Annotated in this window: 12 protein-coding genes and 1 pseudogene; 5 read left to right on the plus strand and 8 right to left on the minus strand. The window is 69.2% G+C overall.

From position 1 onward, the window contains the following. Positions 1-4 precede the first annotated feature (4 nt). The 5 genes and pseudogenes from CRP49_RS37650 to CRP49_RS49415 form a co-directional block, all read left to right on the plus strand. Positions 5-1,234 carry an acyl-CoA dehydrogenase family protein gene (locus CRP49_RS37650; RefSeq protein WP_097257906.1) on the plus strand — a complete coding sequence of 410 codons (1,230 nt, stop codon included), beginning with the start codon at positions 5-7 and terminating at the stop codon, positions 1,232-1,234. Between the two features lie 172 nt (positions 1,235-1,406). Beyond that, entirely contained in the window at positions 1,407-1,865 is a 459-nt protein-coding gene (locus CRP49_RS37655) for an Rrf2 family transcriptional regulator (protein ID WP_097257907.1), read from the plus strand. Positions 1,866-2,029: 164 nt separating this feature from the next. Then, positions 2,030-2,104, plus strand: coding sequence for a putative leader peptide (locus tag CRP49_RS49410; RefSeq protein WP_373560441.1), 75 nt, complete (start codon positions 2,030-2,032; stop codon positions 2,102-2,104). 229 nt (positions 2,105-2,333) lie between these two features. Next, a complete protein-coding gene (locus tag CRP49_RS37660; protein ID WP_097257908.1) occupies positions 2,334-3,440 on the plus strand; it encodes an aliphatic sulfonate ABC transporter substrate-binding protein in 1,107 nt (368 codons plus the stop codon). A 63-nt stretch (positions 3,441-3,503) separates the two neighbouring features. Beyond that, positions 3,504-3,602: pseudogene (locus CRP49_RS49415) on the plus strand (ABC transporter permease); the annotation flags it as partial. A 480-nt stretch (positions 3,603-4,082) separates the two neighbouring features. Here CRP49_RS49415 and CRP49_RS37670 read toward each other — a convergent pair. The 8 genes from CRP49_RS37670 to CRP49_RS37705 form a co-directional block, all read right to left on the minus strand. Then, positions 4,083-5,393, minus strand: coding sequence for an LLM class flavin-dependent oxidoreductase (locus tag CRP49_RS37670; protein WP_097259237.1), 1,311 nt, complete (start codon positions 5,391-5,393; stop codon positions 4,083-4,085). An 81-nt stretch (positions 5,394-5,474) separates the two neighbouring features. Continuing rightward, positions 5,475-6,524 (minus strand): aliphatic sulfonate ABC transporter substrate-binding protein, encoded by a 1,050-nt coding sequence (locus tag CRP49_RS37675; RefSeq protein ID WP_097257909.1) that lies wholly within the window; start codon positions 6,522-6,524, stop codon positions 5,475-5,477. Between the two features lie 59 nt (positions 6,525-6,583). Continuing rightward, positions 6,584-7,324 carry an ABC transporter ATP-binding protein gene (locus CRP49_RS37680; protein WP_097257910.1) on the minus strand — a complete coding sequence of 247 codons (741 nt, stop codon included), beginning with the start codon at positions 7,322-7,324 and terminating at the stop codon, positions 6,584-6,586. Beyond that, on the minus strand, positions 7,321-8,211 hold the full coding sequence (locus CRP49_RS37685; protein WP_097257911.1) for an ABC transporter permease: 891 nt from the start codon (positions 8,209-8,211) through the stop codon (positions 7,321-7,323). The genes CRP49_RS37680 and CRP49_RS37685 overlap by 4 nt, the downstream gene beginning before the upstream one ends. Beyond that, complete coding sequence (locus tag CRP49_RS37690) at positions 8,208-9,104, minus strand: TauD/TfdA family dioxygenase (protein WP_097257912.1); 897 nt, start codon at positions 9,102-9,104, stop codon at positions 8,208-8,210. Before CRP49_RS37690 ends, CRP49_RS37685 begins: the two co-directional genes overlap by 4 nt. 541 nt (positions 9,105-9,645) lie before the next feature. Beyond that, the gene (locus CRP49_RS37695; protein WP_097257913.1) at positions 9,646-10,461 is read right to left on the minus strand and encodes a DUF427 domain-containing protein; all 816 of its coding nucleotides are present in this window, start codon (positions 10,459-10,461) and stop codon (positions 9,646-9,648) included. Positions 10,462-10,483: 22 nt separating this feature from the next. Further along, positions 10,484-11,497, minus strand: a complete 1,014-nt coding sequence (locus CRP49_RS37700) for a 2-oxoglutarate and iron-dependent oxygenase domain-containing protein (protein ID WP_097257914.1) — start codon at positions 11,495-11,497, stop codon at positions 10,484-10,486. A 20-nt stretch (positions 11,498-11,517) separates the two neighbouring features. After that, positions 11,518-12,336: an alpha/beta fold hydrolase gene (locus CRP49_RS37705; protein ID WP_097257915.1), complete on the minus strand. Its 819-nt coding sequence runs from the start codon at positions 12,334-12,336 to the stop codon at positions 11,518-11,520. Between the last annotated feature and the right edge of the window lies 1 nt (position 12,337).

The raw sequence follows: 12,337 nt of genomic DNA on the forward strand, positions 1-12,337 counted from the left end.
CGCCATGGGCATTGCCACTGCGCCGTCCGGCACCACCTCGGAATCCGACTGGACCGTGCCCGGCCGTGCGCACTGGCTGCGCGTGGCCCGCGAAACGGCGGACGACCTGGCCACGGACGCGGTGGCCAGGGAGCAGGCAGGCAAGGCCCCGTTCGACGAGGTGTCCCGGCTTCGCGAGGCGGGACTGCTGACGCTCCTGATACCCGCCGAACTCGGGGGAGGCGGCACGGACTGGCCCACGGCCTACGCCGTAGTGCGGGAGATCGCCGCAGCCGACGGTGCGATCGGCCAACTGCTCGGCTGTCACTACTTCCTGTCGTGGAGCGCCCGGTTCTTCACCGAGCCCGCTCTCGCCGATCGGGTCGCGTGGCAGTCCGCGGCGGAGCAGTGGTGCTGGGGTGGTGGCTTCGCCCGTCAGGAACCGCTTCTGACACTGACCAAGACAGCTGATGGCCATGTGCTCGACGGCCGGCAGAGCTACGCCACGGGGGTCCTGGTCGCCGACCGCCTCGCCGTGCGGGCCGTACGAGCCGATACCGGCGAACCACTCGCCGTCGTCGTTGATTCCGTCCGTCACGGCGTGGGGATCGACGGCGACGCCGACACCTTCGGCCAGCGGCTCGCGGCCGGCGGCAGCGTGGAGTTCGACGCCGTACAGGTCGCTGCCGACGACATACTCGGCTCCCTGTCCGCGGACGAGGACACTCTGTCACCCCTGGCTGCTCTGGCATCGCCGGTCGGGCGTCTTCTCTCGGTCCAGCTCCTTCTCGGCATGGCTGAGGGAGTGCTCGCCGAAACCCGTGAGTACAGCAGGGCGGGCCACTCACCCTGGCATCCCGCCTGGCCGGTCGGCTCTCCCCAGGACCCGCATGTGCTGACCGCCTACGGAGAACTCACCGTCCTCACCCGCGCCGCGTCCGCACTGGCCGATCAAGCGCTGGAAGCCGTGCACGGCGGCCTGGCACGCGGCGAAGACCTCACCTACGACGAGTACGCGGAGATCTCGGTCCTCGTGGCCATGGCCGAAGCCGCCGCCTCCAGGGCTGCGCAGGAGTCCACCGCCCGCGCCCTCGACATCCTCGGCGCCCGCTCCGCGTCCTCGCGGCTGGGCTTCGACCGCTTCTGGCGCAACGCGCGGACCCACACCTTGTACGAGCCCGTCACCCACCGACTCCGCGACGTCGGGGACTACTTCCTCAACGGCGCACACCCTCCGTTCGTCCTGCCTGTCTGAGCCGAGAGGCCCTGCAGCACCGCACCCTCTGCCACGTCATCGAGGGCGGCGAGGCTTCCCGCTGCACGCCCGCCGCGGCCTGAGCACCCCGGCCGCCGGGTAGAGGAGACCCTCCCTGCCCGGCGGCCCGCCCGCAACGGACACCGCCGATGCCGTACGGGATAATGCGCACATGCGGATCTCAGCCAGAGCGGACTACGCGGTACGTGCCGCGCTGCATCTCGCCGCGTCACGGGATGACGGGCCGCTGAAGGCCGAGGCCATCGCCGACGCCCAGGACATCCCGCGCAAATTCCTCGAGAGCATCCTGAACGACATGCGCCGGGGCAGTCTCGTGCTCAGCCGGCGCGGCGGCAACGGCGGCTACCGGCTGGCGAGGCCCGCCGAGTCCATCAGCATCGCCGACGTCATACGCGCCGTGGACGGACCGCTGGTCTCGGTCCGCGGCGTCCGTCCCCCGGAGCTGTCCTACAGCGGCGCCGCCGAGTCGCTGCTCCCCTTGTGGATCGCGCTGCGGTCCCACGTGCGCGAGATCCTCGAGGGCGTCTCGCTCGCCGACGTCGCATCGGCCCAACTGCCCGCCGATGTACACGCGTTGACCAACGCCCCGGGCGCCTGGGTAAACCCCTGACACAGGGCCACTCAAGGTCCATCTCATCATGCGACACGGCTGTGTCCAACATACGAACACCCTCTTGGGGTGAACGCCGCCTTCTGCCACGATCCCTACCAGCCAGGTAGGAAAACTAGGGATCTTTGGGGGTGGCCGTGAGTAGGTTCGACCGCACGGGCCGAATGCTGCCCCTTCTGACCTCACGCCATCACATCGACCTCGGCCGTACGTCCAGTGCCATCTGTCGGCGCTTCTGACGCCACAGATCCTGACTCCCGCCGAACCAGCGCCGCCTCCCCGCCCGCTCCGCCCCTGTCGGCGGATCGGACACCCTCCTCGGCTGACCATGCCCCCACGTTCCACGTCTCAGCCCGCGACGGCATCCCTGCCGCCGACGGCCGAGGGGTGGAGCGTCGGTGCGTGCCGACAAGCAGCCGCTGCATCTTCGTACCTCCCTGATCACCCATCCCCTGAGAGGACACCTCCGTGTCTGCCGCGAGACCGCTCACCACCCTGCGCACCATTGCCGCCATAGCCGCGCTCCCCCTCCTGCTCACCGCCTGCGGCTACGGTTCCAACTCCACCGACGACGGCAAGCAGACCGCGGTCGCGGCAGGCGCCAAGAAGCTCTCCGCCGACGAGGTGAAGATCGGCTACTTCCCCAACCTCACGCACGCCACCGCTCTGGTGGGCGTCCAGGAGGGTCTGCTCCAGAAGGAGCTCGGCGGCACCACGATCAAGCCGTCCACCTTCAACGCCGGCCCCTCCGAGATCGAGGCGCTGAACGCAGGCTCCATCGACATCGGCTGGATCGGTCCCTCCCCCGCGATCAACGGCTACACCAAGTCGAACGGCAAGAACCTGCGCATCATCAGCGGTTCCGCCTCCGGCGGCGTGAAGCTCGTCGTCAACCCGAAGAAGATCAAGTCCCTGGACGACGTCAAGGGCAAGAAGATCGCGACCCCGCAGCTCGGCAACACCCAGGACGTGGCGTTCCTCAACTGGATCGCCGACCAGGGCTGGAAGGTCGACGCGAACACCGGCAAGGGCGATGTGTCGGTGGTCCGCACCGACAACAAGATCACCCCGGACGCCTACGCGTCCGGTGCCATCGACGGCGCCTGGGTGCCGGAGCCGACCGCGTCCAAGCTGGTCGCGGAGGGCGGCAAGGTACTGCTCGACGAGTCGACCCTGTGGCCCGACAAGAAGTTCGTGATCACGAACATCATCGTGTCGCAGAAGTTCCTCAAGGAGCACCCCGACGTCGTCGAGGCCGTGCTGCGCGGCTCCGTGAAGACCAACGAGTGGATCAACGCCAACCCGGAGAAGGCGAAGGCGTCCGCCAACGCGGCGCTGGAGAAGCTGTCGGGCAAGGCGTTGCCCGCCAATGTCATCGACCCCGCCTGGAAGTCCATCACCTTCCTCGACGACCCGCTGGCCGCCACCCTCAGCACCGAGGCGCAGCACGCGGTCAAGGCCGGTCTGCTGGAGAAGCCCAATCTGAAGGGCGTCTACGACCTCGCACTGCTCAACAAGGTCCTCAAGGCCGGCGGTAAGGACGCGGTCGACGACGCCGGTCTCGGCGCCGAGTAACGACAACCGGACCCGATGAGTTCCCAGGGGGTGACGAACATGGGTTCGCCACCCCCTGGAGGCCTGGGCGCGACCGGGCTGCGCGGGTCCTGGCACATCGTGATGCCGGGGGCGCTCCCCGGCTGTCTGGCGGGGCCGAGGCATGGCTGGGCGTTCTCCTGGCCAATTTCTTGGTCCTGCTCGTCGGTGTCGCCGTCGACCTGCCGGTCTTCGGCCCGCTGAGCGAACGGATCGCTCGGCACGGGATGCGCCACCCGACCAACGCCACATCCGGCGCACACCGGCTCTGCAGAGGCGCACGTGTTCCACGGTGTGCTCCCACCCGGTCCGCCGCGGGAGCGACAGCCCGGTCCAGCCGTCAGTGCCGGCCGCCCATGCCGGGGCCGGTCGCTTGTCACTCGCCCAGGTCGTTCGACAACCGAGAAATCCCCTTCAGTGGGATCGGTCATGGCTCATTCCGGGAACTCGGGCCCGATCGCGGTACGGGTACCGAGCGCCCTCCCCTTGCCCCGACCGAGCTCGCGCCGACACCCGCCGAGCGACCGATGCCGTCGCACCGCTCGCGCCCGTGTAGCCCTTGTCGACCAGGGCGACGTCGACGCCCGCCTGCGCGGCCTTGATCGCGGCCCAGGTACAGACGAGTCAGACGCCGGGCACCTGTGTCTCTGCGTGGTGGAACTGGTTGGCCGGCACGGGCAAACCGTAGTGCTCGCGGAGGGTTGCGCCTTCGTACTCCTCGCGGAAAAGGCCCTTGCCGCGCAGGATCGGCAGTACCTGATCGATGAAGGTCTCCAGGCCCGAGGGCAGGGCGGGCGCCATGATGTTGAACCCGTCCGCGGCACCGCCCTCGAACCAAGTGATGATCGTGTCCGCCACCTGCTCGGGCGTACCGATGAACTCGAAGTGACCGCGGCCGCCTCCCAGTCGCGAGATGATCTCACGGACCGTCAATTTCTCGCGTAGAGCAAGTTCGATGATCAGGTCGGAGCGGCTCTGTGATCCCTCGAGCTTGGGCCGCGCGAGGATGAAGTCCGGTAGGGGTTCGTCGAGTTCGAACACCGACGGCTCGGTTTCGAAGACCGCGGCCAGCTGGCGCAGCCCGTACTCGGGAATGCGCAGGTCGTCGAAGTGCTTCGCCAGCGCGCGGGCCTCCTCCTCGGTGGAGCCGATGTACGGGACGATTCCCGGCAGGACGATCACGCCGTCCGGGTCACGTCCCGCGGCCCTGGTCCGCGCCTTGATGTCGCCGTAGAAGTCGGCCGCGCGCTCGTACGTCTGGTGTGCGGTGAAGATCGCCTCGGCGTGCCGTGCCGCGAAGTCCTTGCCGTCCTCGGAGGAGCCGGCCTGGACGAGCAGCGGGTAACCCTGCGGTGGCCGCTCGACGTTGAGCGGGCCGGCCACCGAGAAGTACCTGCCCCGGTGGGCCGGTTTGTGGATCCGCGCGGGGTTGGCGTAGCGCCCTGTGGCTTTGTCCGCGACGACGGCCTCGGACTCCCAGCTGTCCCACAGTGCCTTGGCGATGTGCAGGAACTCGTCGGCCCGGGCGTAGCGTTCGGCGTGGTCGGGGCGGTTGTCGAGGCCGAAGTTGGCCGCTTCGTCGGCGCCCGCCGAGGTGACGATGTTCCAGCCTGCGCGGCCGCCGCTGACGTGATCGACCGAGGCGAGCCGACGCGCGAGGTTGTAGGGCTCGTTGTACGTCGACGACACCGTCGCGATGAGTCCGATCCTGCTGGTCGCCTGGGACAGCGCGGTCAGTAGCGTCAACGGTTCGAGCTGCCCCGGTGGCCGGAACTCGCCGGTGCCGATGATCGCCGGGCCGTCCGCGAGGAACAGCGAGTCGAACTTGGCACTCTCGGCCAGCTGGGCCAGCCTGATCCAGTGCTGCAGGTCGAAGTCGGCTCGTGGATTACTGTCCGGGAGCCGCCACGATGCCTCGTGGTGACCCGCCTCCATGAGGAAGGCGTTGAGATGGAGCCGGCGTCCTGTCTCGCTCACGCGTGCTCTCCTTTCGTGATCTGAGGGAGTCGAGCCTGCTCAGCCGACCTGCAGCTTCGAGCTGTCGAAGCCGGCCGGGAGCAGGTTGTCGGTGATCGACGAGACATCGACCTTCTTGGTGATCTGGCCCGCCTCCAGGAAGGCGTCGGCGAGCTTCTGCTCCGCCGCGATGTCCGACTTCTCCACCGGGGTCACCCGGGTCTCGAAGGCCTTCAGGGACGCCTTGGCATCGTCCAGGGGGATGCCCTCCTCCTTGGAGATCGCCTGCGCGTACTTGTCCTCGTGCTTGATCGCCCAGGCGAACTCGTGGGCCAGCCGCTGCAGGACATCGGTGAGAGCCGCCCGCTTCGTCTTGTCGTTCAGCGAACTCTCACTCGCGACGTAGTAACTGCTCGTCTGGTCGATCGGCGGGAGACCCTTCGCCAGGATCCGCGCCCCGTTCTTGACCGCGATCGCCGACTGCGGGTTCCAGATCGACCAGGCGTCGACCTTGCCGGTGTTGAACGCCGTGGCGCCGGCCGCCGGGTCGAGGAAGACCAGCTTCACGTCCTTGGGGCTCAGGCCCACGCTCTTGAGCGCGTTCAGGGCCAGACCATGAGCCGAACTGCCCTGCGGGACGGCGATCTTCTTGCCCTTGAGGTCCGCGAGCGTCTTCAGCTTCGATCCCTTGGGAACGATGATGTTCTCGTTCGACTGGGTGGGCGTGAGCGACCGGTTGACGGCCACGACCTTGAAGCCGTACTCCTTCGCGGCGCCCGTGATCGGCGGTACGTCGCCGACGGCTCCCAGGTCGATGTCGCCCGACGCGGCGGCCTGTACGAGCGGCGGCCCGTAGGTGAAGCGGGCGAACTTCACCTTGTAGGGCGCGTTGTCGAACACGCCGGTGATCTTCGCCAGTTCCTCGCTGCCGTCACCGCCGTTGTCACCGATGGTGAAGCTGTACTTCTTCCACTCGGGGTGGCTGCCGGCGCCCGATCCGCTAACGCTGCTCAGGGGCGCGGCTGCCTCCGACGTCGATGAGCAGGCGACGAGGGTGCTCCCCAGGGCGAGCAGGCCGGCGGCGGCGAGTCGGGAGGATCTTCTGGACATGAGTTCTCACGTGCTTTCTGTGCTGTGGTGGCAGAGGCCATTGGGTGTGGTGGGGGAAGTCAGCGCTGGTTGGCCAGACCGAGGTCTTCCAGAAGTGCGGAGCGCAGCTCCTCTCGCGCGATGCTCGCCTCGCGGTCCGCGGCGGACAGCTCGACGAGGTGGGAGGTGCCGATGCGTCCGTTACTCATGACGACGATGCGGTCGGCCAGCGCGATCGCCTCGTCGACGTCGTGGGTGACGAGGAGCATGGCCGCGTGGTGCTTACTCCTCAGCGCCCGCACGAGGTCGTGCATGCGCAGCCGCGTGATCGCGTCGAGCGCCGCGAAGGGCTCGTCGAGCAGCACGAGTTCGGGCTCGGAGACCAGCGCCCGCGCCAGCGACACTCGCTGGGCCTCGCCGCCGGACAGCTCCTTGGGCCACGCCTTCTCGCGGCCCGAGAGTCCGACCTCGGCGAGCACGTCGAGGGCCCGCTGGTCGGCGTCCGGTCCGTGCAGGCCGAGGGTGACGTTGCGCAGAACCCTCTGCCACGGCAGCAGACGGTCGGCCTGGAACACGATCGCCCGCTTCGCCGGGACCTCCACCCGCCCGCCGTCCGGCCGGTCAAGACCGGCGAGCAACCTGAGGAGGGTGCTCTTGCCGCAGCCGGAGGGGCCCAGCAGGACCACCAGTTCCTCGTCGGCGATGGTGAGGTCCAGGTCGTCGAGGACGACCCGGTCACCGAACTGCCGGACGACCTTCTCGACGACGGCTCCGGCCTGCCGGCGGGGCTGCGTGCTGTGCGTAGCAACCGTGGTGGTCATGCTGCCTCATAACTGGGGCGCCACCGCAGCAGCACCCGCTCGAGAGCCCGGACGAACTGGTCGGCGAGCAGACCGAGGAGCGAGTAGATCACCAGCCCCACGAAAACCTGGTTGGTCTGCAGGTAGGTCTGCCCTTGAGTGATGAGGAAGCCGAGACCCTTGTCCGCGTTGACCGTCTCGGCGGCGACGAGGCCCAGCACGCTGTACGCGAGAGAGAACCGGAGGCCGACCAGGAACCCCGGCAGTGCTCCCGGCACCAGGACACGGGTGACCAGGCGCCAGGTGCCGGCGCCCGTCGTCCGCGCCATCTCGATCAGACGCTGATCGACACCCCGGATCGCGGCGAACAGGTTGAGATACATCGGAACGCCTGCACCGAACGAGATCAGGAGCACCTTCGTGAGCTCGTCGATGCCGAACCACACGATCATCAGCGGCAGCACCGCCAGCAGCGGGATCGTGTTCAGCACCTGCACGACGCCGTTGAACAGATACTCGCCGCTGCGCAGCAGACCACCGAGCACCCCGGTGACGATGCCCACCGTCAGACCGATCACGAGCCCGATGCCGGCCCGTTGCAGCGAGATCGCCAGATCCGGCCCGAGGACGCCCTGCTGCCACAGATCGACGGCGGACTTCACGATGGAGGTCGGCGCTGGGGCATAGGTCTTCTTCAGCACTCCGGCCCTGGCCAGGATCTCCCAGGCGATGAGGACCACGATCGGAGTCGTATAGATCCCCAGCGGCCAGCGCAGGCGCTCGCGGAGCGTGCTGAACACCGTTTGGCGGCGGGCGTCGCGCGGCAGGAAGACCTCGCGCCCACTTGTCGCGCGTGGCGTCTCGGCAGCCGGCTCCACAGCCGGCGCCTTGAGGCTGACCTCGGTCACGCCGCCACCTCCAGGACGCTGCTGTAGTGCGAGGCGTCGCCGACGAGCGGCTCGCTGCGGCGGCCGTCGACGCCGACCGGCACATCTCCCGCGACCGTCACCCGGTTGAGGCGACGCGGGTGGTCGTCGTAGTTGTCCACCCCGTAGTGCTGGGTGATCCGGTTGTCGAAGATCAGCAGCTGGTCGGGGGACCAGGCCCAGCGCAGGATGTTCTCCGGTCGCGTCACGTACGACTGGAAGATGCGCAGCAGATCCGCCGACTCCCTGCTCGACAGGCCGACGATCCGCTTGGCGAACCCGCCGATGAACAGCCCGCGCTCGCCCGTCAGCGGATGCACCCGCACGAGAGGGTGCTCAGTCTCGTACGGGGTCGAGACGAAGACCCGGTCGTACTCCTCCCGCAGCGCCGTCGTGGCCGAAGGGCGCGCGTAGTCGTACTGGTTGGTGTGCACGACGCGCAGCGAGTCCGCGAGGGCGCGGAGCGGGTCGGGCAGGTCGCGGTAGGCCGCGGCCGCGTTCGCGATGAGCGTCTCGCCGCCGTACGGCGTGGTCACGATGGACCGGAGCGTGGTGAGCTGCGGTGGGTTGACCACGAAGGTGACGTCCGTGTGCCACTCGTTCGCCTTGGACGTCTCGCTGTCGACGGCGAGCACGTTCCTCGTACCGTCGGCGGCCGGCACGTTCGGGTGAGCGGCTGTCAGATCGCCGAACCACCCGGCCACATACTCCTGACCGGCGTTGTCGAGGTTCACGTTGTCGAACACGATCGCCTTGTGCTCGTTGAGGACATGGCGGAGCGTCGCGATGGTCGAGGGGTCGGGGCGCGCCGCCAGGTCGACGCCCTCGACGAGCGCGCCGATGCGGCCCGTGAGCTTGCGGATGGACGGAGACATGGGAGGTCCCTCTCAAGGAATTTGGGCACAGCCGGATGGCGGGAGCCGGAGTGAGCGGGTGATGGGCAGGGAGTACTCGGTCTGGGCGCGATGCGAGGGACCGACCACTACTCGAGGAGTGCCGGATGAAGGTCAGGCTCGTGTGGTGGAGGTCGCGCGATCGCTGCCTGACCGCACGTCACCTCGTCCACCTGGAGTGTGCCGCACGTACTTCTCCCCAACGGGCCGGGGAACGGCGGAGAGAGGATCAGGCGAAGGAGACGGTCACGCGGTGCGTACCGCGACCCCTCGTGGAGGCAGTGATGGGCCGAGAGCCGCTTTACGGATCAGCTACACGCTCTCCGGATCAACGGCAACAGAACGCGCTGGAGACGTGCGCCAGGTCGATGTGGCGCCGCCGAGTCAAATCCACGCGCGGGGTCATGGAACGTGAGTTGAGCAGACCTCCGCCTCTTCGGTCAATAGGTTCCGGACAGGTCTCACATTGCGGAAGCCTGATCCCGAGGGGGCGTCACGGACACGACGGCGAAGGCGTCCCGACTCATGTGCGCGAGGGCTTCGAGAGCGTCTTGGTGAAGTGGGTGACGGGGCGTTCCAGGCGTTCGCCGTCCACAGTGATGTCGACCGCTTCGTTGTAGAAGGCGAGGAGCCCCTTGATCGGGCCCACCGCGGGCAGCGGATCCGGGTAGCTCCAGACGATGCCGGGTGGTACGTCGGCCTCGCCGCGCCACGACCAGTACTCCGCCGTTCCCTTGTACGGGCAGCCGGTGCTGAGGTCCGTGGGTTCGAGCAGCTCGAGTCGGACGTCCTCGCGCGGGACGTAGTACCGCGTGGGCAGCCCGGTCTCGAAGAGCAGGACCGGGCGGTCGGTGTCGGCGACGACCGTGCCGTCGATCTCGACCTGGACATGGCGGCTGCTGGGGCTGGCGTCGACGCGTTTGTGCGGGTCGCGGGGGTGGATGAAGATCTCTTCCTCCTCCTCGTACCAGTGGTCGAGGCCCTTGCCGGTGCGCCGGAACCACTCGAAGGCGATGTGATCGGCCAGGTCGGCGGAGGGGTAGGTCCAGGCGGCGTTCTCCAGGAGTTCGCCGTCGACTGCGAGGTCGTAGAAGATCTGTGATCCGGCGTGGGCGCCCGTCGGCGGGCTCTTCGCCGGGCGGAGCAGGTCCTCGCGGACCTCCGCGCGGGGGAACGCGTACAGCGGGACGGGGACGCCGGGCTCCCAGACGAGGACGGGGTGCCGGCTGTCGACGACGGTGACGTCGCCCTTACGGCCGCGGACCCAGCGCTCGCTGGGCTCCCACAGGAGGCCCTCCGGGGTGGTCCGGACGGCTCGCGCGGTGGGGAATGTCGTCATGAGCGGCTCTCCTTCGGCTCGATCACGCGGTGACTTCAGCGACGTAGGGGCGGTTCTCCCGCCAGGCCGCGAGCTGCTCGGGGCGGCCGAACACCCGCAGGTACTCCTCGACGCTGCCGCTGGCCCTCTCCCACACTGACACGGGTTCGAAGTCGGAGCCCTCCGGGTCGGCGAAGGCCGGCAGCGGTTCCACGACCGTGTCCAGGCCCGGGTGGACGAACACCGCGGAGGAGCGGCGGGTCACCGAGCCCCCGGCGACCACGCGGTGCCGTCCGGGGCGCAGCCGCCCTTCCGTCCAGTTGGTCAGGAGGGTGCCGGTGAACACCTGAAGGGCGTCGGGCCGGATCGGTACGGGGGTCCAGGTGCCGTCGGGGCGCTGGCCCTGCAGGCCCGCGTAGTCGCCCTCCTGATGGAGCACGGTGATCACGGAACTGTCGGCGTGCTCCAGGAGCAGCAGCTTCTCCTCGTCCGAGGCGGCTGTGTGGGGCCACTTCGGGTAGTTGTTGACGACCACTGTCGTGTAGACGTCGTCGCCGAGCGGGAACGTCTCCGCGGGTACGTCCAGCACGCGCGCGTACAGGCCGAGGACGCGGCGCGCGACGTCCACGAACGCGTCGTGGTAGCGGTGGGTCGCGGCGCGCAGGCCGGGCTCCTGGGGCGGCCACACGTTGGCGTGCTCGTAGAGGGTGGCGTGCTCGGCGGACAGTCCGGCGGCGCGGGCCCCGTCCGTGTCGTCGTACTGGGCGATGCTGAACCGTTCGAGCTCCAGGCGCCCGAAGTCGTCCGGCCACTGGCGCCAGCCGCGGTAGGGGTGTCCGGTGGGACTGGTCAGCTGCTCCTTCTCCGCGCGGGGAAGGTCGAGGATGCGGCGGAAGCCGTCGTTGAACCCGGCGATCACCTCGGTGGGGACGCCGTGGTTGACGACCTGGATGATGCCGATGGTCTCGGCGGCGCGGCGCACGGTGACCAGCAGGTCCTCCGGGACGTCCTCGGCGAGGGCCGCGGCGAGGTCGATGACGGGGATGTCGTCGGACATGACGGGTGCTCCTTCAGGGGTCAGTCGGTCAGGGGGCGCAGGGCGTCGGCGAGGGACCGCGGATCCGGGTGGACGGTGACGATGTCGCCGTCGGGTACCTGGGCGCGGAAACGGTCGAGGGACACCGCGTCGAGCGGGCCGCCTTCGGTGCGGACGAGCAACGGGGCGGGGACGGCGGAGAGCTGCTCCCAGAGCGTCTCGTCGTCGAGGGCGGTGGGTGCGTCGGACGGCAGGCTGCCGAGGTGGTGGCGCCAGGACCAGGTGCCGTCCGCGGCCTGCTCGGTCTCCAGTTCGGCCGTGCGGGCGGTGTCGGTCGCACCACGCCCTTCCAGCCAGGCCGCCGCTTCGTCGCGGGTGGCGAACTCGGGGCTCGGCGTGGGCCACAGCCGCAGGCCCGGTGACAGTGTGCCGGGCAGCGCGTCGACGAGGACGAGGCGCCCGGCGCTGTGCGGGAACTTCGCCTTCAGCGCGATCGCGGCCAGCGCACCGAACCCGACTGCGACGACGGGCACGCCGCCCGGTGCGAAGGAGCGGATCGTCTCCTCCAGCGTGGCGGCCAGCCGGCGCGGACGGTAGTCGCCCCGGCCCCGCCTGCTGGAGCGGCCGTGTCCGGGCAGGTCGAGGGCGACGGCGGGCCGGTCCAGGGCCAGCAGCACCTCGTCCCACGCCCGGGCGCTGGAACCGGCGTCGTGCAGCAGGACGACGGCCGGCCTCTGCGTGTGCCAGAAGACGCCGCCGACATGGCCGCCGGTGGCGACGGTCACCCAACGGCGCTGGATGACAGGGGTGTTGGGCAGGTCGGCGAACTCCTCGGCGGCGGTGCTCGCGGTCGTGGTCATG

This window comes from Streptomyces sp. Ag109_G2-15 (genome assembly GCF_900215565.1).
Classification (GTDB): Bacteria; Actinomycetota; Actinomycetes; order Streptomycetales; family Streptomycetaceae; genus Streptomyces; species Streptomyces diastatochromogenes.

What these genes read in the sequence shown, in the direction of transcription:
- CRP49_RS37650 (WP_097257906.1), top strand. Translation starts at nt 5, where the DNA reads ATGGGCATTGCCACTGCGCCGTCCGGCACCACCTCGGAATCCGACTGG.
- CRP49_RS37670 (WP_097259237.1), bottom strand. Translation starts at nt 5,393, where the DNA reads ATGGAGGCGGGTCACCACGAGGCATCGTGGCGGCTCCCGGACAGTAAT.
- CRP49_RS37705 (WP_097257915.1), bottom strand. Translation starts at nt 12,336, where the DNA reads ATGACCACGACCGCGAGCACCGCCGCCGAGGAGTTCGCCGACCTGCCC.
- CRP49_RS37680 (WP_097257910.1), bottom strand. Translation starts at nt 7,324, where the DNA reads ATGACCACCACGGTTGCTACGCACAGCACGCAGCCCCGCCGGCAGGCC.
- CRP49_RS37655 (WP_097257907.1), top strand. Translation starts at nt 1,407, where the DNA reads ATGCGGATCTCAGCCAGAGCGGACTACGCGGTACGTGCCGCGCTGCAT.
- CRP49_RS37675 (WP_097257909.1), bottom strand. Translation starts at nt 6,524, where the DNA reads ATGTCCAGAAGATCCTCCCGACTCGCCGCCGCCGGCCTGCTCGCCCTG.
- CRP49_RS37690 (WP_097257912.1), bottom strand. Translation starts at nt 9,104, where the DNA reads ATGTCTCCGTCCATCCGCAAGCTCACGGGCCGCATCGGCGCGCTCGTC.
- CRP49_RS37695 (WP_097257913.1), bottom strand. Translation starts at nt 10,461, where the DNA reads ATGACGACATTCCCCACCGCGCGAGCCGTCCGGACCACCCCGGAGGGC.
- CRP49_RS37700 (WP_097257914.1), bottom strand. Translation starts at nt 11,497, where the DNA reads ATGTCCGACGACATCCCCGTCATCGACCTCGCCGCGGCCCTCGCCGAG.